Here is an 18,618-nt window from a genome sequence, read left to right as displayed (position 1 = left end):
ACTAGAGCAGTCACTCGGTTTATCCACTGAAGCCCCCTTCCCAGCCCTCTGAGCAGCCGGGTCAGTGGAACCGATTGCCAAGCGACACAAGGAGGTTGTGCTTCGAAAAGGTTGATTTCACCGAGCACTGAAGAAATTGCGGGCGCAGAATGCGAGGTCTCGGAGCGTGCAAGTTGCACTGCCCGAACGGGCTAACCAGACCCGCCTTCAGGGCGAATGACGGGGTTGGCAAGATACGGCTCTCAACAAGGGCATGTTGACGACGGAAGGACCCGGGTGAACTCCGACACCGCACAGGTCGACGATCTCCAACTCATCGCGCTGCCCAGCGCCGTGAACTGCACGGACCTGTTCGTCCGGTTCACGCTGAGCGAGTGGTCGCTGCGACCGATGGTGGAGGAGACCAGCCGCGCGGCCTGCCAGCTGGTCGCCGAGAAGGTCGACGACGCCGACCCGAAGGCGCCCGGCCTGGTCACGGTGCGGCTGCTGGTCAGCGGCGACCGCCTGGTGGTCGAGGTCGACGACGGCACCCTGGTCGCCCACGCGCTGCCGCTGCCCGCCGGGCTCACCGGCTCCTCGGTGCCGCTGCCGCGCCGCGAGCGCCGCAGGTCGCGGGCCGCCGAGCGGATCGCCGCCGAGCAGCCGGTCGACGACGGCGCCGAGATCGGCCACGAGGTCATGCAGCGCATCCTCTACGGCCTCAACCGCGACCACGACTGACCCGGCGCGCGACTACTTCGACGAGTCGCTGAGCAGGGCCAGTTCCTGGTCGAAGTCGAACCACCGGGACTCCTCGCCCGGCTCGACCAGCTCGTAGGTCTCGTTGAGGAAGTCGACCAGGTCCTCGGGATCGGCGCCGAAGCGCGCCTGCCCGGCCGGAGTGCTGAACTCCAGCACCACGACGTCGAGCTCGTCCATGACCGGCCAGATCCGCACATCGCCCTCGCCGGCCTCGGCCAGCAGCCCGTCGGCGAGCAGGTCGCGGGCGAGGATCCACTGCACGCTCTGGTCGCCGTAGGGGTTGAACAGCACGCGGATCGCGTACGGGTCCCGGGTGGAGTAGCTGAACTCGACCTCGACCGCGACCGGGGTCGCGGCCAGCAGGTCGAACATCGCGGCGGAACGGATCTCGGAGTGTTCGGAGCTCATGGCCTCGTCCCTTCCCTCGCCTTGCGGTGCGGCACGGGGGTGACGACCGGTCCCGGGGGCCGTGACGCGATTCGGTCCACGTCACACCCGATCGAGCGAGCGACATCGGAAAATGGGACTCGCGGTCACCGGAGCGGGTGACAGACTGCGGCGGTGTTGCTGACGATCTCCTCCACCGCCGAGCACGCGAGCGACCTGGGTTTCCTGCTGCACAAGCATCCTGAGAAGGCCCAGACGTTCGCCGTGTCCGGCGGTGCCGCGCACGTCTTCTACCCGGAGGCCACCGAGCGGCGCTGCACCGCCGCCCTGCTGCTGGAGGTGGACCCGGTCGCGCTCGTGCGCGGCCGTCGCCCCAGTGACGGTTCTTTGCTGGCCCAGTACGTCAACGACCGGCCCTACGCCGCGTCGTCGATGCTCGCTGTGGCCATGGGCAAGGTGTTCCGGACGGCGATGTCCGGGCGGTGCAAGGCTCGGCCGGAGCTGCCGGGGCGAGCACTTCCACTGGAGATCAGGATTCCCGTGCTGCCGTGCCGCGGCGGCGCGGACGTGGCGCGCCGGGTGTTCGAGCCGATGGGCTGGACGGTCGACGCGCGGCCGGTGCCGTTGGACCCCGAGGTCCCCGAGTGGGGCGACTCGCGCTACGTCGACCTGCGGCTCACCGCGGAGATCCGGCTCGCGGAGGCGCTGAACCACCTCTACGTCCTGCTTCCCGTGCTGGACAACACCAAGCACTACTGGGTGAGCACCGACGAGGTGGACAAGCTGATCCGCGCGGGCGAGGGCTGGCTGGCCTCGCACCCCGACCGCGAGCTGATCACCCGGCGGTACCTCGCGCACCGCAGGGAGCTGGTGGTCACCGCGACCGGACGGCTGGCCGAGGTCGACGACGCCGAGCCGGAGGCGCTGGACAACGCGGTCTCCGAGGCGGAGCCGCCGGAGAGGAAGGCTTCACTCGCCCAGCAGCGGCGCGGCGCCGTGCTCGCGGCCCTGCGCGCCGCCGGTGCCGCGCGCGTGGTCGACCTCGGTTGCGGCGAGGGCGCGCTGCTGCGGGACCTCGTCGCGGACGCGTCCTTCCGCGAGGTGCTCGGCGTCGACGTCTCGCACCGCGCGCTGCGGATAGCCGCGCGCAGGCTGCGGCTGGACCGCATGCCCGACCGGCAGCGCGAGCGGCTGACGTTGGTCCAGTCCTCGTTGACCTACCGCGACGAGCGGCTGTGCGGCTACGACGCCGTGGTGCTGATGGAGGTCGTCGAGCACGTCGACCCGCCGAGGCTCCCGGCGCTCGCCGCGACGGTGTTCGGGCACGCGCGCCCGGACACGGTGATCGTGACGACGCCGAACGTGGAGTACAACGTGCTCTACGAGGACCTGCCCGCCGGGACGATGCGGCACCGCGACCACCGCTTCGAGTGGACCCGCGAGGAGTTCCGGGCGTGGGCGTCCGGCGTTGCGACCGCACACGGCTACGCGGTCCGGTACCTGCCCGTCGGGCCGGAGGACGCGGCGCTGGGCTCGCCGACGCAGATGGCCGTCTTTTCCCTTCTGGGGGTGGAAAAATGAGCACTCTTGAGGTTCCCGAGCTGTGCCTGGTGGTGCTCGTCGGCGCCTCCGGTTCCGGCAAGTCCACGTTCGCGCGGGAGCACTTCGGCCGGTTCGAGGTGATCTCCAGCGACTACTGCCGCGGCCTGGTCGCCGACGACGAGAACGACCAGTCGGCCAGCGGCGACGCCTTCGACGTCCTGAACTTCATCGCGGGCAAGCGGCTCGCGGCGGGCAGGCTGACGGTGATCGACGCGACGAACGTGCAGCCGGAGTCGCGCAAGAAGCTGGTCGAGCTGGCCCGCGCGCACGACGTTCTGCCCGTCGCGATCGTGCTCGACCTGCCGGAGAAGGTGTGCCACGAGCGCAACGCCTCGCGGCCGGACCGGGACTTCGGCGAGCACGTGGTGCGGCGCCAGCGCGGGCAGCTGCGCCGGTCCTCGCGCTTCCTGCAGAAGGAGGGCTTCCGCAAGGTCCACGTGCTGCGCAGCGAGGAGGAGGTCGCCGGCGCGGAGATCGTCCGTGAGCGCCTGCTCAACGACTACAGGCACGAGACGGGCCCGTTCGACGTGATCGGCGACATCCACGGGTGCCGCGCCGAACTGGAAACCCTGTTGGTGTCGTTGGGTTACACGATCACCAGGGACGAGTCCGGCCGGGCCGTCGACGCCGCGCACCCGTCGCGGCGCGCGGTGTTCGTCGGCGACCTGGTCGACCGCGGCCCCGACTCCCCCGGCGTGCTGCGCCTGGTGATGGGCATGGTCGGCGCGGGGCACGCGTTCGCCGTGCCGGGCAACCACGAGAACAAGCTCGTGCGCGCTTTGCAGGGCCGCAACGTCCAGGTGACGCACGGGCTCGCCGAGACCCTGGACCAGCTGGGCCGGGAGAGCGAGGAGTTCCGCAAGGAGGTCCAGGAGTTCTGCCACGGCCTCGTCTCGCACCTCGTGCTGGACGGTGGAAAGCTCGTCGTCGCGCACGCCGGGTTGAAGGAGGCGTACCACGGCCGGGCGTCCGCACGGGTGCGCAGCTTCGCGCTGTACGGCGACTCCACCGGCGAGACCGACGAGTTCGGCCTGCCGGTGCGGTACCCGTGGGCGGCTGACTACCGGGGCAAGGCGATGGTCCTCTATGGACACGTGCCGACCCCGGAGGTCGAGTGGATCAACAACACGATGTGCCTCGACACCGGCTGCGTGTTCGGCGGCAAGCTCACAGCGCTGCGCTACCCGGAGAAGGAGGTCGTCTCCGTTCCGGCCGAGAAGGTCTGGTACGAGCCGACGAAGCCCTTCCCGTCGTCCACTGCGACGATGCTCGATCCCGCAAGCGGATCTTCGGTGGAGGTTGCGGCCCCGCGACGCGATCCGGATGCCTTGGACGTCACCGACGTGCTCGGCAAGCGCGTGGTGGAGACCGCGCACCACGGCCGGATCAGCATCAGCGAGGAGAGCGCGGCCGGCGCCCTTGAGGTGATGAGCCGTTTCGCCCTGGAGCCGCGGTGGCTGCTCTACCTGCCGCCGACCATGGCGCCGAGTGCGACGTCCGCGCTGCCAGGCGTTCTGGAGCACCCGACCGAGGCGTTCGACAGCTACCGGGCGGACGGCATCGCGCAGGTCATCTGCGAGGAGAAGCACATGGGCTCGCGCGCGGTCGCCATCGTGTGCCGCGACGACTCCGTTGCCGCGTCCCGGTTCGGCGCGACTAACGGGGCCACCGGCGCGATCTACACCCGCACCGGGCGGCCGTTCTTCGACGGTGACCTGACCGAGGAGCTGCTGGCACGCCTGCGTACGGCGGTAACGAGCGCGGGCCTGTGGGAGGAGCTGGACACCGGCTGGCTGATGCTGGACTGCGAGCTGCTTCCCTGGTCCGCCAAGGCCGAGGACCTGCTGCGCAACCAGTACGCGGCTGTCGGTGCCGCTGCCCGCACAGCGCTTCTCGCTGCTTTGTCCACTTTGGAGAGTGCTGTGGCGCGCGGCGTCGACGTGGCTTCGCTGCTGGCGCGGACGTCGTCGCGGGCTCAGAACGCGGAGGCGTTCACCGAGGCGTACCGGCGCTACTGCTGGCCGACGTCGGGAATCGATGGCATCTCGCTCGCGCCGTTCCAGGTGCTCGCCACCGAGGGTTCGACGTACCACCACCGTGACCACTCGTGGCACCTCGGTGTGGCCGATCGCCTGGTCGAGGCCGAGACGATGCTCGACCCCGCAAGCGGGTCTTCGGTCCCGAAGTTGGTGCGCCGCACCGGTCGTCTGCTCGTCGACACGACCGATCCGAACTCGACCGCGGCCGGGATCGAGTGGTGGGAGTCGATGACCGCCGCGGGTGGTGAGGGCATGGTCGTGAAGCCGCACGCGAACCTCAGCCGCGCGCAGCGTGGCCTCGCCCAGCCCGGCATCAAGGTTCGTGGTCGCGAGTACCTCCGGATCATCTACGGCCCCGACTACACCGAAGAGGCCAACCTGTCGCGGTTGCGCGAACGACGCTTGGGGCACAAGCGATCCATGGCTCTGCGCGAGTACGCGTTGGGCTTGGAGTCACTCGATCGCGCAGTGCGCGGCGAGCCGTTGTGGCGCGTGCACGAACCCGTGTTCGCCACGCTGGCGCTGGAGTCCGAGCCCGTGGATCCGCGCCTGTAGTCGTTGTTCGTGAAGGGCCCCTCTGGGTAACCGGTGGGGCCCTTCGCTTTGCGCTCGGGCAGTTGCCTGGTTTGCGACCACTGATCGTTCTCGCCCCGTCGATGATCATCTACCGTCGTCGGCGGGGTGTTCGTCGTGGCCGGGGGGTTCGGGTGTCGTTGAGTCGAGCTTTGGCCGCGCGACTACGGGGGATCGCCGCGCGCTTGCCCGTCGACCTGCTGCACCGCGCCTCGGCCGACGCCGAAGCCGCCGCCGGGCACCTCCTCGCCGCTCACCAGGGCAGCGACGACACCGCGTTGATCGGCAGCGCGAAGGCGCTGCGGGCGGCCTCGTCGACCGCGACCACCTCGGCGAAGCGACTCCGCGAGGCCGCTTCGTGGATCGAGGCGTACTGCACCAACATCCTCGGCATCGGCTCAGCCACCGCCGCGCCCATTAAGGCGATCGACTCCACGATCACCCCGGACACGACGCGTACCAGGCCATCCCGCTCCCCCGACCCCACCGCGAAGCCCGGCGGCTACCCAGCCCGGGTCTACCCCGACGACGAGGACGAGACCGTACGCGGGATCACCCGGGAGAACGAGTCAGCGGCCATCCTGGCCCGCCACGGTTACGTCGTCGAACAACGACCGCGGGTGCCAGGCCGCAAGAAGCCGGACTTCCGCATCGAGGGCAGGATCTTCGACAACTACGCGCCCTCGTCCGCACGGGCACGCAACATCGCCTCAGAAATGGCCGTCAAGATAGAGGAGGAGCAGACCGACCGGATCGTGCTCAACCTCCGCGACACTCCGGTCGAGCTGGTGGCGATTAAGACACAACTCACCGATTGGCCGATCCCGGGCCTCCGCGAGGTCATCATGATCGACAAGAACGACACCGTGATTGACTTCTTTCCGTAACCGGGCGAGCGAGGAACGAATGGCTATCTCCTACAGGCTTCAAATCGCAACGCCGATGCCATCGGTCGAGGTCGCACGCGTACTCCGCGACGCCGACCTTCAAACCGGGCTACTTGATGACGCCGTCCCCGTCGAGCAGATCCTCGACGAGGGAGTGCTGTCCGAACGTGGCACCTGGGTCCGAGTCACGGAGAGCAAGCCGAAACAATGGGATCCAGTCGTCGCCGACCTCGGCTTCACCCCCACCGCATCGGTGACCTTCCGGATGGGGCACTCGCACCCGGTCCACGAACAGCAGGACGACATGATCGCGCTGACCGCCGAGGTGTTGAACCGCGTACCGGGGGATGCGGTCCTGCACTTCCAGTTCGAGGTCATCTGGCTGCTGCGCCGCGACGGCCAGCTGACGCTCAACGAGCGAGACGACATCTGGCCACCGCACCGCCTCGCCCTCGTCGACATCCCCTACCGCCGCGAGACCCACGCCTTCGACTAATCGGTTGCTCCGCGGGTTAGGTTGGCGGGATGGAGCAACGGGAGGTGAACCTGCGGGGACGGCGTTTCTCCTATGTGGACTTCGGCGGGGACGGCGAGCCGATCGTGGCCCTGCACGGGACCTTCGGCCGGGCGAGGACGTTCGCCGACCTGGCTAGCCGCCTCGCGCCCGCCTACCGGGTGATCGCGCTCGACCAGCGCGGGCACGGGCTCTCGGAGCGCGGCGGGGAGTTCGGTCGGGAGGAGTTCGTCGGAGACGCGGCCGCGTTCATCCGGCACCTAGGTCTACAAAGGACGATCGTGCTCGGGCACTCGCTCGGCGGGGTCAACGCCTACCAGCTCGCGGCACGGCATCCGGAGCTGGTGGGTGCGCTCGTCGTGGCCGACATCGGCGCGGTGACGGACTCGACGGAGCTACCGCATCCGATCGTCGACGTCAGCGGGTGGCCGCGCGCGGCGGAGAGCCGGGACGAGCTGGTGGCGGGGTTCATCGAGCTCGGCTTGCCCGCGCCCGCGTACTTCCTGGACAGCGTCGTCGAGGAGGGCGGGCGGTGGCGGATGGCCTTCGACCACGACGACATGATGGCGACGCAGCACGGCAACGCCGGGAACTGGTGGGCGGACTGGACCTCCTCGACCTGCCCGGCGCTGCTCGTGCGCGCGGCCGGGAGTCCGCTGCTGTTCCCGGCGATGGCCGAGCAGATGGCCCGCAGGCGGGCGAACACCACGTTGGTCGAGCTGCCCGGCACGGGTCACTGGCTGTACCAGGACGACCCGGCCGGGTTCGCCCTTGTCGTGGAACGGTTCCTCAGCCGCGCAGCTCGCTGAGCAGCGACTCGATCTGCTCGCGCTGGCCCGCGGCCTCCTCCGGCACCTCGGCGAGGGCGGCGGTCAGCACGGTGATCGCCTCCTCGCGGCGGTCCAGGTTGGCCAGCAGCCGGCCGCGCAGGACCTCGGCGATGGTGGCCTCCACGTTCGCGCCGAGCTCGCGGAAACCCTTGATGGCGACCAGGGTCCGGTTGAGCGCGACCCCGAACTCCCCGACGTTGGCGAAGATCCGCGCGCCGTCGTAGTTGACCAGGGTGCGCTGCCAGAGCGCGTGCGGGTCGCCTTCCGGCAGGGTGGACGCGAGACTGTCCGCAGTGGACAGTTCGGTCATGCTGCGCTCCATGTTCTGCGCCCAGTGCCAGGAAAGCGCCGACTCCCGCCGGTTGGCGATCTCCTCCAGCTGCATGTCCCCCGCGGCGTTGCAGGCATCGGCCGCCGCCGCGTAGTGCGCCCCGGCCTCCCCGTCGCGGTCGAGCCGGTCCAGGATCACGCCACCGTTGGTGAACATCTGCGCCGCGCCCTGCATGTTGCCCGTGCTGACCAGGTGCGCCGCGACCTGGTCGAGCAGGTCGACGGCCTGACCCGGCTGGCCCAGCATCTCGTAGGCCTTGGCGAGCAGGAACCGCGCGCGGAAGTTCTCCTCCATGTCGCCGGCCCGCTCCAGCACCGGCAGCGCTTCCTCGGCCGCGTCGGCGGCGTCGGAGAACTGCTCGTTGTTCAGCGCGGCGGCCGCGAGGTCCACCCGCACGGCGGCGGCGTGCACGGGCTCTCCGGCATTGCTGAAGACCGCGACGGCGTCGGTCAGGTGCTCCACCGCGCTGCCGAAGCGTTCCTGGTCCAGCGCGACGCGTCCGCGGGTGTGCAGCACCGCGGCGCGCAGCAGGGGCGAAGTGCTGTGGGCGGCCTCGGCCAGCAGCGCGTCCGCGGTGTCGAACTCACCCGCACCCGCGCGGAGGTTGGCCGCCATGAACTGTGCCTGACGCAGGCGGTCCGTGCCGGAAACGCCGCTGTACAAGGAGATCGCGCGCTCCGCGGTGGCGATGGCGTCCGGCATCTCACCGCGCTGCACGAGCAGCGGCACCTTGCCGAGGACGATGTCCGCGGTCAGCTCGGGACTGCCGGTGGACTCGGCGAGCTTTTCGGCGCGCGCCAACGACTCCCACGCTTCGTCGAACTCGTTGTGCAGCTGGTGGCAGGTGGCCAGCCGGGACAGCGCGCGCACCAGCTGCTCGGTCTCACCCCTGTCGGCCAAGCGGTCCGCGGCGTCGGCGGCCATCGGCAGGCCCTCTTCGCCACGGCCGAGCAGGCACCGGATCATGCCGATACGGCTGCGCACGGACAGTGCGAGCGCTTCGTCACCGGCTTCCGTGAACAGCTCCAGCGCGCGCAGCCAGTGCCGCTCGGCTTCCTCCGGCTCCTCCCGCGCGGCGTGCGCGCCGAGACCGGTCACCCGGCGGGCGAGCAGCAGCGTGGACGGCTCCGGGCACAGCTCGTCGAAGCGTTCCCATGCGCGCAGCGACGCATCGTCGTTGTCCCGCAGGAACTCCAGCTCGGCGAGGTCGGCCAGCTCCGTCGGGTCGACAATCGACGCAACTGCCTCCAGGCTGGTCGGCAGTGGCTCGGGCTCGGTCTCCTCCAGCAGTTCCGCGCGGCGGGCGACGCCGGACAGCGGAAGGTACTCCACGATCGGCTCGCCCTCGATGAGCAGGCGGAGGCGCTCGCCCTGCTCCGAGGTGCCGTTGCGGGCGTCGAAGCGCTCGGCGATGGCGCGCGCCCGATCCGCCAGCTCCGGAAGCAGGTCGCGGACCTCGATCTCGCCTTCCTGGCGCTGCACCGTGACGTCTTCGTAGCCCGCCTCGACGAGCTGGCCGAGCAGGTTCGCGGCGGAGCCGCAGAACCACATCTCCGCCATCGGCGTCGGCGGCTCCTCCAGCCAGCCGATGTGCCGCTCCAGCAGTTCCAGGCCGCGGGAGTGGTTGCCGGTCAGGGCGCAGAAGCGGATGTGCGTGCCGATCGCGTGCAGCTCGCCGCGGTCGTGCTGCAGCGCGCGGTAGGCCCTGCGGTGGGCGTCGACCGCCTCCTCCAGCCGGCCGGTGCGCAGGTAGGGCAGCAGCAGGTTGGTCAGGATGCCCTGCGGCTGCTCCGTGCAGTCCCCGTCGCTGACCAGCGCGGACTGCGCGACCGCGATGGCCTCCTCGTCCTTGCCGAGCCGCACCAGGTGGTTGACCTTCGAGCTCGGTTCGCAGCGTTCGCAGTCCGACATCTCGTCCCGCGGGCTGGCGTTCCACAGCCGGTACTGCTCGCGCGCGGTCTCCAGGTCGCCGACGTGCCGCGCCAGCATCTCGCGGCGCTGGTGCACCGGGTTCATCCCGTGCCCGGCCATCCGGTAGCGCCGCTCCATGTCGTCCAGCACCGCGTGCGCCCGCTCCAGCGGGACCTCGGGGAAGGTGGTCAGCGATCCCACGATCCACTTGAAGTACCAGAACAGCTGGTGGTCGAAGCGCGGGTCCGCCTCACCGCGGTCGTAGGCGTTGAGGCACCACGAGAACGTGACGAACGCCTTGCCCGGCTCGGCTCCGTACTGGTAGCAGCGGGTCGCCAGGATGCGGCCCGCGTACTGCAGGTCCTTCCACATGTTGGCATCGGCGTGCCGGATGATCTCCTCGGCCGCGGCGGTCGCCGACGGGCCGAACGGCAGCCGCCACGCGGCCACCATCATCTCGTCGAGCTGCTGGTGCGTCATGCTCACGGCTAATCCTCCAGGGGGACGGCCCGGTCCAGCAGGCCTTCCAAAAGACCAAGAAAAGAACGGTTCAGCAGTGCGGCGTCGGCGGGGCGGATCGGGTGGTACCCGAGCAGCAACGCCTGGCCGTACAGGGACTCCACGGCGAGGGCGACCTTCTCCGGCTCGCGCGTCGAGCACACGCGGCGCACGAGTGCGTTGCGGTGGTTGAGCACCAGCTGCGGGCGGTCGTCGGCGGGCTTGTCGAACGCGGCGAGCACTCCGGCCCACAGCTCGTCCACTCTGTCCTTCGTGGACCGGAGCTCGGCCTGGAACGCGGCGGAGCGGTCCACCAGGTACAGCACCGGCAGCGAGGCGGGCTCGAAGGAACGCAGCACGACCTCGCAGCCGAGCTGGTCCATGGAGCGCTGCGCCGCGACGAGGAAGGGCCGCAGCTCCAGCTCGGTCGTCGGCGGCACCGAGTCGAAGCGGGTCATCAGGTCGGTCGGTTCCAGGCGCCGCACCGACTGCGCCGGATCGATCAGCGGCAGCCTGGCGATGATCTCCGAGTCGTAGGTGTAGCCGCCGTTGACCACGGCGAGGCCCTGCGCGGCGGCCACCGCGGCCATCTGGCGGAAGTCGTCCGTGGTGAGCGTGTAGCGCACATCCCCGTGGCGGGACCGGAAGTCCGCGAGCGTCATCCGGCCGACGTTGGTCTCCATCGGCATCCACTGCTCGACCAGCCGCAGCATCTCCTCGTCGTGCAACGCGAGCGCCTTCACGCCGAGGTGGTGGATCTCCAGGAACCGGCTCAGCCGCGCGGGATCGGTGCGCGTCAGACCGACCAGCCAGCCGCGCAGGTGCTCGCCCAGCGCCTCCCGCGTCGAGTCCAGCAACCCGTCGGAATACAGCGCTTCGCGGCTCGCGGTGGGCCGCAGCTCCCCCGCGTCGACCACGCAGCGCGCGAAGAACGCCCAGCCCGGAAGGAGGCTGTCCGCGCTCTCCGTCAGCAGCATCCGCTTGAGGTACACGCGGTGCCCGGCGTGCTCGGCGGGGTTGGCCGGGAACGGAAGCACGTACGCGACACCGGTCAGCCCCGCCTCGGGCACGTTCAGGTCGATCACGTCGAACGGTGTGAACCCGAGGACGTCCTGCGCGTGGCCGACGAGGTCCGCCATGCGCTGCCCCGGCGCGCGATCGTCCTTGCGCCACGGGGTTCCCGCGCCGCTGATCGCCTTGCCCTGCACGGTGACCGTGAACGGCAGCAGCGACCCGAACAGCGCGCACAGCTCCGTGACCGTCTCCTCGGCGAACCACTGCTCCGCGCCTTCCCGCGCGGTCAGCTCCACCGTCGTCCCCGGCACCTCCCGCTCGGCCGGACCGATCCGGTAGGTGCCGTCCGCGCGGCCGATCCACTCCACGGCCGCGCTGCCGTCGAGCGAGCGGGTGAGCACGCGGACCTCGTCGGCCACCAGGAACGCCGACAGCAGGCCGATGCCGAACTGACCCAGGAACTCGTGCCGGGCGAAGCCGAGCTGGTCGCGCTTGGAGCTGCGGCCGATCGTCGCCAGCAGCTCGTGCACCTGCTCCTCGGTCAGCCCGATGCCGGAGTCGGTGATCGTCAGCGTCCGGCCGGTGACCCCGACCGCGATCTCCGCGGGGGCCGCCTCGTCGGCCGCGCGCCGGGCGGTGACCGCGTCGACCGCGTTCTGCATCAGTTCCCGCAGGTAGACGCGGGGACTGGAGTAGAGGTGGTGGCTGAGCAGGTCGACGACGCCGCGCAGGTCGACCTGGAAGGTGCGGTTCACAGTCGCCTACCCTAGGTGGTGGCGGCCCGCTCAGGTCCCCGTTTTCAGCTTCTCCAACACCCACAACGCCACCCGGTCCGACGCCTTGCACGGCTGCTCGTGGTCCGGGTCCGGCTGGTGTGCGGATGCCTGAACCTGATGAGCCGATGGCGGAGCGACGGCCCACCGTGGTGAAGCACATCCCGACCGGTCTCGTCCGCCCGGCTGGCTCGACGTTGTCGCCGTTGACCGCCGGGGAGTCGCCGATCGTGGTCTCCGCGAAGGAGGACGGCTGCGCCGCATCACACTCCCCGGCCGGACGTGCGACGGTTCCGCTCCTCAGCGTCCCGATAGCTCTTCAGCGACGCCTCCAGTTCGGCGATCATCCCGTCCAGCTGCGCGGTCGCTGCCTTGTTCGCCCTGGAGTAGCCACCCGGCTCGTCTCCCAAGCGCCGCTAGATCTCCTCAACGGCGGCGATGCTGTACGGATCTCCGTCAGGCATGGGCACGTGCCCGAACTGACAGTGAAGATCGGTGATGTCGGCGAGCTTTGCGCGCGCCTCTCGCAACGCCTTGATCAGTCGCGGGGCGCCGTCCGGATCGACGGCGCAGCCGCCCGAAGCCACCGACGCCGACCTGCGGCATCTCCACGGCTTCACAACCCGGCCCGCCCTGCCCGGAGTTCGTCCCCGCCACAATCCCGCCTCCCACCGTGTGCGCACCCCGCACACCACCACAGCGGGGAGGCGGCACCCTGACCCGGCCGCGAGCGCGGAGCGCGGCCGGGTCAGGGCCCCTGGCCGGGCCTCGTCGGTCGGCAAGACCCCGCTTCGAGGCGAAGCGGTCGCGTGATGGCTTGCCGGTGCCGAGTGGCCCCATGAACAGTGCTCAAACCGCACCGGCCGCGCGTGTCGGCCAGTACCCGAATCCTGTGTGCGGAACGGTCTCCCTGGCGAAGATGACCACGCTACCGGCGAGCGGCGCGGGCGTGACAGCAGCGAACGGGCGAACGTGGAGCGGGAGGATTCGCCCCCTCGCACCCTTCTCTCCGGAAAGCGTTCACCGGTGCCCGCTGAGCGGGCACCCGGGGGGCCGGGGCAGACTGCTCGCGATGCTCAGCACAGCCGACGGCCTCGTCCTCTCCCCGACCGACCTGGTCGACCTGATGGAGTGCGATCACCGGAGCCTGCTCACGCACGCGCTCGCGGCGGGCGTGCCGGGGGCGCCGCGGCCGGACCCGGGCGGGGCGCAGCTGGTCGCCAAGCACGGGCTGGCGCACGAACAGGCGGTGCTGCAACGCTTCCGCGCCCGCCACGGTGCCGGAGTGGTGGAGATCGACCAGCCGGCCCCGACGCCGGGCGCGCTGGCCAAGGCGGCCGAGGAGACCCGCGACGCGCTGAAGGCGGGCGCGCTCGTGGTGTACCAGCCGGTGTTCTACGACGACGGCTTCTACGGGCGCGCCGACTTCCTGGTGCTGACCAGCACCGGGGAGTACGAGCCCTACGACGCGAAGCTCGCCCGGCACGCCCGTCCGGCCGCGGTGCTGCAGCTCACCGCCTACGCGGACGCGCTCGCGCGGGCGGGGCACCCGGCCGGGCCGGACATGCACCTGATGTTGGGCGACGGCACGCAGCACACCTTGCGGGTGGCGGATTTCCTGCCGCTGCTGGCACATCTGCGTTCGCGGTTGCGCGAGCGCCTGGCGTCCCCGGTTGAGTTGCCGGAGCGGCTGTGGGCTGACGAGCGCCCCGCGTGCGCCTCCTGCCGCTTCGCCAAGCACTGCGAGGCGGGGCGCACCGGGGCCCGGGATCTGTCCCTGGTCGCCGGGATGCGCACTGACCAGCGGCGCAAGCTCGTCACGGCGGGGATCGAGACCATCGACGCGTTGGCCGCGGCGGCTCCGGAGGACCGTCCGTCCACCCTGTCGATCGCGACGTTCACCGGGCTGCGCGCGCAAGCCACGTTGCAGATCCGGCAGGACGCGACGCGCACCGAGGACGATCCGGTCGGCGAGGTCACCTACGAGATCGTCTCTCCGGAGGCGTTGGCGGAGCTGCCCGCGCCGAGCCCCGGCGACGTGTTCTTCGACATGGAGGGCGATCCGTACGCGCTGGGTGGAACCGGGCTTGAGTACCTCTTCGGCGCGGTGACCGGACCCGACGAGGAGTTCACGCCGTTCTGGGCGCACACGCGGGCGCAGGAGAAGAAGGCGTTCGAGGACTTCGTCGACTTCGCCCGCGCCCGCCTGGCGGAGCACCCTGGTGCGCACGTCTACCACTACGCCCCGTACGAGACTTCAGCGTTGAAACGCTTGGCAGCACTGCACTCCACGCGTGAGGACGAGGTCGACGAACTGCTCCGCGCGGGTGCCCTGGTCGACCTGTACGCGGTGGTGCGCAAGGCGTTGCGGGTCTCGCAGCGGTCGTACTCGATCAAGTACCTGGAGCCGCTGTACATGCCGACCTCGCGCGCGGGCGACGTGCAGACGGCGGCGTCGAGCATCGAGGCGTACGAGGACTACCTGTCACTGCTGGAGCACGAACCGGAGCGGGCCGCGTCGGTGCTCGCGGCGATCAGCGACTACAACGAGTACGACTGCGTCTCCACCCACCGCCTGTACCAGTTCCTGTTGCGGGTACGGGACGAAGCGGGCATCGAACCCGCATCCCCGATCGAACTGTCCTCTTTGGACGCGGCTGTCGAGGCGGCCGACGACGAGCAGGCCGCCGCCCGCCGGGCCGAACGGGCGGCCCGGCTCGCGGCCATCGTCGAGCCGCTGGTCTCCGACCTCCCGGACAACCCCGCCATGGCCAGCGATGACGAGCGCGCCCGGGGGCTGCTCGCCGCGGCGGTCGGCTACCACCGCAGGGAGACCAACCCGGCGTGGTGGGACTTCTTCCGCCAGGTGACCTCTCCCCTGCCGGACCTGGAGTCGGACAGCAAGTGCGCGGTGCCGATCTCCGTCGCGCTGGCGGACTGGACGATGCCGTCCGGGCGGATCAAGACCGCGAAGCGGGTGGTGCGCGCCTCCTGCGATCCCGAGCGCCCGCACCCGTTCACCGTCGGCGACAAGGTGCGCCTGCTCTACCAGGGCTGGACGCGGGACGCGGAGGTGCAGGAGGCGGGCACGGACACCCTGGTCCTCCAGGAGAGCGCCCCGCCGACCGATCTCGACCAGCGCGCGGTGCCGGTCGCGGTGCTTCCGGGCAGCCCGGTCCGCCCGAGCCCCAAGGACGAAGCGGTCGCGGACCTCGCGGAGCAGGTCGTCGCGCTCCTCCCGCTGCTGCCCGCGCATCCGGGCGTCGACCTGCTCAGCCGCACTCCGCGGCTGCGCGGTGGACGACCGCTGCCGCCGCCCGGTCCCGACCTGGTCGAGACGGTGATCAGCGCGGTGGACCTGCTGGAGAACTCGGTGCTGGCCGTGCAGGGGCCACCGGGCGCGGGCAAGACGTACCTGGCGGGGCGGCTCATCGCGCACCTGGTCGGCAACGGCAAGAAGGTCGCGGTGACCTCCACCAGCCACAAGGCGGTGGAGAACGTGCTCGGCGCGGTGCGGCGAACGGGTGCCGCGGTCCCCTCGGCGAAGCGCCCGAAGAAGACGGCCGATCCGGCGAACCCCTGGGAACAGCCGAAGAGCAACGCCGCGCTGGCGAGCTGGCGGGCCGACCACCCCGACGGCCACCTCGTCGGCGGGACGGCGTGGACGTTCGCGAACGCGGCGCTGCGCGCGGACCCCTTCGACGTGCTGATCATCGACGAGGCGGGGCAGTTCGCGCTGGCCGACGCGCTCGCGGTGTCGATGTGCGCCCGCAACCTGGTCCTGCTCGGCGATCCGCAGCAGCTGCCCCAGGTCGTGCAGGGCACGCATCCGTCGGGGGCGGACGCGTCGGCGCTCGGCCACCTGATCGGGGAAGCCGATGTGATCCCGCCGGGCCTCGGCTACTTCCTCGACCAGTCCCGCCGCATGCACCCCGACGTCTGCCGCCCGGTGTCGGAGCTGTCCTACGCGGGCAGGCTGCACGCCCATCCATCCGCCGCGGAACGCGCACTGGCCGGTATCCCGGCCGGGCTGCACCTGTACCCGGTGGAGCACCGCGACAACATCACCGGCTCCGTCGAGGAGGCGCGCGCCGTCGCGGCGATCGCGGCCGACGTGGTCGGCCGGACGTGGACCGATGGCGAACCTCGCCCGTTGACCGCGGCGGACGTGATGGTGGTGGCGCCGTACAACCTGCAGGTCCGCGTGGTGCGGCGGGAACTGGAGGCGGCGGGGCTCGGCGACGTGCGCGTGGGGACCGTGGATCGCTTCCAGGGCCAGGAGGCCCCGGTGGTGATCGCGACGATGACCTCGTCGACGGCGGTGGACCTCCCGCGCGGGCTGGAGTTCCTGCTGTCCCGCAATCGCTTGAACGTGGCGCTTTCCCGCGCCCAGGCGGTGGCGGTGGTGGTGTGCTCGCCGCGGCTGATCGAGGCGGACATCCGCACGGTCGACCAGATGCGGTTGATCTCCGGGATGCTCGGCCTGCTGGCCAATACCACTTCCTGGCCGGGCGCTCATTCCTCGGAAGAGTGATAGTCGAACAATGTGACGCGGGCGACGCGATGCAAACGTTGCCCCATTCCGGACGAGCTCACGAGAGCGATTTCATTTCGCCCCCGGACAAAACAAGAGCCCCGTCCGCTCATCGGTGGCGGAGGGGCTCGGGCGCGAGCGGAGAAGGCGTCAGAACGCGGACGGCCAGGACGCGGCACGGGGGCGGCGGGAGGCGGGCTCGGGCGCGAGCGGGCGGCGGGACCTGGGGGAAGTGACAACCCCGCTGGTGAACCACGGGTTGCCCTGCTCACGGGTCTTCGCGGCGACGCAGGCGAGAAAACAGCTCGCGTTCTCGCATTGGGAACGACAGCTCGCGCCCCGCCGGGAAACACGCGTCACGCTCACGTTCGACTCCTGGTTACCCACTGTTCCCACTCCTCTTTTCCGAATCCCATTGTGTTCGACACACAAAAGGTCGCAGGAATCGAGAGCAGCGTCAAGCAATCTTGACCTTCGCTTGATAACGCTTGATCCAGTTTTGACCAAAGGTCTACGTCGAATGTAGAACAGGTCACTTTTAAGGCGTTAATACGAATTCTACTCGAAAGTAACCCGCCGGACGCCGAGGCGGAGGGTCTCGCGGAGGAAGCGCTCCGCCTCGGCGGCCTCGGCAGGGGAACAGCCCACGAGCAGCTTCACCTCGACGTCGCCCTTGCCCGGGTCCGCGGTGACCAGGGCGCCGCACACACCGCCGCCCGCGGTGCCGACGAACACGTCCACCTCCGCGCCGTCCCCGCCGGTCGTCGCCGGGACGTGGCCGTAGTCGAGCGGGTAGACCACCTCCGGGTAGCGGGGGTGGGCCGCGCCCTTGCGGCGTTCCACCACCACACCCGAGCGGCGCACCAGCTCGTCGGCGACGTCGAAGAACTCGGCCATCAGACGAGTGTGACGACCTCGTCGTAGTCGAGCCGCGGCAGGCGGTCGAACCACGCGTTCTCCCCCGGCTTGCCGATGTTCACCACCAGGATCGAGCGGTGGCGGCCGTCGGCGAAGAACTCGGCGTCGACGCCCGCGCGGTCGAAGCCGCCCATCGGCCCGGCGGCCAGCCCCGCCGCGCGGACGGCCAGCAGGAAGTAGCCCGCCTGCAGCGCGGAGTTGAACTCGGCGGTGTGCGTGCGCGCGGCGTCGTCGCCGGCGAAGTACTCGCGCACTCCGTCGCGGATCGGGAACAGCCGCGGCATGTGCTCGTGGAACTCGGCGTCCGCGGCGAGCACAGCGACCACGGGCGCGGTGGCGGTCTTGGCCTGGTTCGCCTCGGCCATGTGCGGGACCAGCCGCGCCTTGGCCTCCTCGGTGCGCAGGTAGACCACGCGCAGCGGGTTGCTGTTCATCGCCGTCGGCGCCCACTTCGCCAGCTCCCAGATCGCGCGCAGCGTCTCGTCGGGCACCGGCTCCGGGCTGAACGAGTTGGCGGTGCGCGCCTCGGTGAACAGCAGTTCCTGCGCCGCCTTGTCCAGCTCCAGGTGCTCGGTCATCTCGGGTCTCCTCGCGCTCGACCGGATCGGTTATCCGGAGTCACTCCTGAAAACGTAGCACTTCTGGATTCGAAGTGGCTAGTGGTTCAGGAGTTTGGATACACTGCACCCATGCCCAGAGCCCCCAAGGACGCGCGGACCTGCGACGGAGCGCTGGCGCGCGCCTTCGACTTCCTGGGCAAGCGGTGGAACGGCGTGATCATCGGCACGCTCTCGCACGGCCCGGCCGGCTTCGCCGAGCTGAAGCGCGCCATCGCCGGGATCAGCGACTCGATGCTGTCCGACCGGCTCACCGAGCTGACCGCGGCGGGGCTGCTGAGCAGGGACGTCAGCCCGGGGCCGCCGCTGTCGGTGAGCTACCGGCTGACCGCGAGCGGCGAGAACCTGCTGCCGGTGCTGGAGAAGCTGGCCGACTGGGCGGCGGGCAACCTGCCGGAGAAGAAGTGCCGCGAGGCCATCAAATAGTCTGGTCACCGCACGCCCCCGGC

General features: G+C 70.4%; 15 protein-coding genes. 8 read left to right on the top strand and 7 right to left on the bottom strand.

Annotated features, from left to right (window positions below):
• Nucleotides 1-276 precede the first annotated feature (276 nt).
• Nucleotides 277-720, top strand: coding sequence for a hypothetical protein (locus tag BLT28_RS03045; protein ID WP_030432288.1), 444 nt, complete (start codon nucleotides 277-279; stop codon nucleotides 718-720).
• A 12-nt stretch (nucleotides 721-732) separates the two neighbouring features.
• Here BLT28_RS03045 and BLT28_RS03040 read toward each other — a convergent pair whose 3' ends face one another.
• A complete protein-coding gene (locus BLT28_RS03040) occupies nucleotides 733-1,149 on the bottom strand; it encodes an SsgA family sporulation/cell division regulator (RefSeq protein ID WP_030432287.1) in 417 nt (138 codons plus the stop codon).
• Between the two features lie 153 nt (nucleotides 1,150-1,302).
• Here BLT28_RS03040 and BLT28_RS03035 point away from each other — a divergent pair, with 153 nt between their 5' ends.
• The 5 genes from BLT28_RS03035 to BLT28_RS03015 all read left to right on the top strand — a co-directional run bounded on the left by BLT28_RS03035 (nucleotide 1,303) and on the right by BLT28_RS03015 (nucleotide 7,552).
• Nucleotides 1,303-2,709, top strand: coding sequence for a 3' terminal RNA ribose 2'-O-methyltransferase Hen1 (locus tag BLT28_RS03035; protein WP_030432286.1), 1,407 nt, complete (start codon nucleotides 1,303-1,305; stop codon nucleotides 2,707-2,709).
• Nucleotides 2,706-5,324 carry a polynucleotide kinase-phosphatase gene (locus BLT28_RS03030; RefSeq protein ID WP_030432285.1) on the top strand — a complete coding sequence of 873 codons (2,619 nt, stop codon included), beginning with the start codon at nucleotides 2,706-2,708 and terminating at the stop codon, nucleotides 5,322-5,324. Before BLT28_RS03035 ends, BLT28_RS03030 begins: the two co-directional genes overlap by 4 nt.
• Nucleotides 5,325-5,476: 152 nt before the next feature.
• Nucleotides 5,477-6,229 (top strand): CdiA C-terminal domain-containing protein, encoded by a 753-nt coding sequence (locus tag BLT28_RS03025; protein WP_156051507.1) that lies wholly within the window; start codon nucleotides 5,477-5,479, stop codon nucleotides 6,227-6,229.
• A 19-nt stretch (nucleotides 6,230-6,248) separates the two neighbouring features.
• Entirely contained in the window at nucleotides 6,249-6,725 is a 477-nt protein-coding gene (locus BLT28_RS03020) for a SitI3 family protein (protein ID WP_052407903.1), read from the top strand.
• Nucleotides 6,726-6,754: 29 nt separating this feature from the next.
• On the top strand, nucleotides 6,755-7,552 hold the full coding sequence (locus tag BLT28_RS03015) for an alpha/beta fold hydrolase (RefSeq protein ID WP_030432283.1): 798 nt from the start codon (nucleotides 6,755-6,757) through the stop codon (nucleotides 7,550-7,552).
• On the opposite strand, the gene BLT28_RS03010 is transcribed toward BLT28_RS03015, so the two are convergent.
• The 4 genes from BLT28_RS03010 to BLT28_RS39665 all read right to left on the bottom strand — a co-directional run bounded on the left by BLT28_RS03010 (nucleotide 7,533) and on the right by BLT28_RS39665 (nucleotide 12,687).
• A complete protein-coding gene (locus BLT28_RS03010; protein WP_052407902.1) occupies nucleotides 7,533-10,301 on the bottom strand; it encodes a tetratricopeptide repeat protein in 2,769 nt (922 codons plus the stop codon). The two genes, BLT28_RS03015 and BLT28_RS03010, sit on opposite strands and share 20 nt — an antisense overlap.
• Nucleotides 10,302-10,303: 2 nt before the next feature.
• The gene (locus BLT28_RS03005) at nucleotides 10,304-12,082 is read right to left on the bottom strand and encodes an HSP90 family protein (RefSeq protein ID WP_030432281.1); all 1,779 of its coding nucleotides are present in this window, start codon (nucleotides 12,080-12,082) and stop codon (nucleotides 10,304-10,306) included.
• Nucleotides 12,083-12,363: 281 nt separating this feature from the next.
• Nucleotides 12,364-12,510: a hypothetical protein gene (locus BLT28_RS39670; RefSeq protein WP_156051505.1), complete on the bottom strand. Its 147-nt coding sequence runs from the start codon at nucleotides 12,508-12,510 to the stop codon at nucleotides 12,364-12,366.
• A 6-nt stretch (nucleotides 12,511-12,516) separates the two neighbouring features.
• The gene (locus tag BLT28_RS39665) at nucleotides 12,517-12,687 is read right to left on the bottom strand and encodes a hypothetical protein (protein ID WP_156051503.1); all 171 of its coding nucleotides are present in this window, start codon (nucleotides 12,685-12,687) and stop codon (nucleotides 12,517-12,519) included.
• A gap of 485 nt (nucleotides 12,688-13,172) precedes the next feature.
• On the opposite strand from BLT28_RS39665, the gene BLT28_RS03000 reads away from it, so the two are divergent.
• On the top strand, nucleotides 13,173-16,634 hold the full coding sequence (locus BLT28_RS03000; protein ID WP_030432280.1) for a TM0106 family RecB-like putative nuclease: 3,462 nt from the start codon (nucleotides 13,173-13,175) through the stop codon (nucleotides 16,632-16,634).
• Nucleotides 16,635-17,192: 558 nt separating this feature from the next.
• Here BLT28_RS03000 and BLT28_RS02995 read toward each other — a convergent pair.
• Nucleotides 17,193-17,531, bottom strand: coding sequence for a hypothetical protein (locus BLT28_RS02995; RefSeq protein WP_030432279.1), 339 nt, complete (start codon nucleotides 17,529-17,531; stop codon nucleotides 17,193-17,195).
• Complete coding sequence (locus tag BLT28_RS02990) at nucleotides 17,531-18,130, bottom strand: malonic semialdehyde reductase (RefSeq protein WP_030432278.1); 600 nt, start codon at nucleotides 18,128-18,130, stop codon at nucleotides 17,531-17,533. The genes BLT28_RS02995 and BLT28_RS02990 overlap by 1 nt, the downstream gene beginning before the upstream one ends.
• A gap of 111 nt (nucleotides 18,131-18,241) precedes the next feature.
• Here BLT28_RS02990 and BLT28_RS02985 point away from each other — a divergent pair, with 111 nt between their 5' ends.
• The gene (locus BLT28_RS02985) at nucleotides 18,242-18,595 is read left to right on the top strand and encodes a winged helix-turn-helix transcriptional regulator (protein WP_030432277.1); all 354 of its coding nucleotides are present in this window, start codon (nucleotides 18,242-18,244) and stop codon (nucleotides 18,593-18,595) included.
• Nucleotides 18,596-18,618: the final 23 nt, after the last annotated feature.

Origin of the sequence: Allokutzneria albata, assembly GCF_900103775.1 — a bacterium.
Classification (GTDB): domain Bacteria; phylum Actinomycetota; class Actinomycetes; order Mycobacteriales; family Pseudonocardiaceae; genus Allokutzneria; species Allokutzneria albata.
The sequence above is the reverse complement of the archived record's forward strand: the minus strand, read 5'-3'. Positions and strand labels throughout refer to the sequence as shown.

Coding starts and splice junctions, on each gene's coding strand:
- BLT28_RS02995 (WP_030432279.1), bottom strand. CDS start 17,531: ATGGCCGAGTTCTTCGACGTCGCCGACGAGCTGGTGCGCCGCTCGGGT.
- BLT28_RS03040 (WP_030432287.1), bottom strand. CDS start 1,149: ATGAGCTCCGAACACTCCGAGATCCGTTCCGCCGCGATGTTCGACCTG.
- BLT28_RS03020 (WP_052407903.1), top strand. CDS start 6,249: ATGGCTATCTCCTACAGGCTTCAAATCGCAACGCCGATGCCATCGGTC.
- BLT28_RS02985 (WP_030432277.1), top strand. CDS start 18,242: ATGCCCAGAGCCCCCAAGGACGCGCGGACCTGCGACGGAGCGCTGGCG.
- BLT28_RS03000 (WP_030432280.1), top strand. CDS start 13,173: ATGCTCAGCACAGCCGACGGCCTCGTCCTCTCCCCGACCGACCTGGTC.
- BLT28_RS02990 (WP_030432278.1), bottom strand. CDS start 18,130: ATGACCGAGCACCTGGAGCTGGACAAGGCGGCGCAGGAACTGCTGTTC.
- BLT28_RS03015 (WP_030432283.1), top strand. CDS start 6,755: ATGGAGCAACGGGAGGTGAACCTGCGGGGACGGCGTTTCTCCTATGTG.
- BLT28_RS03030 (WP_030432285.1), top strand. CDS start 2,706: ATGAGCACTCTTGAGGTTCCCGAGCTGTGCCTGGTGGTGCTCGTCGGC.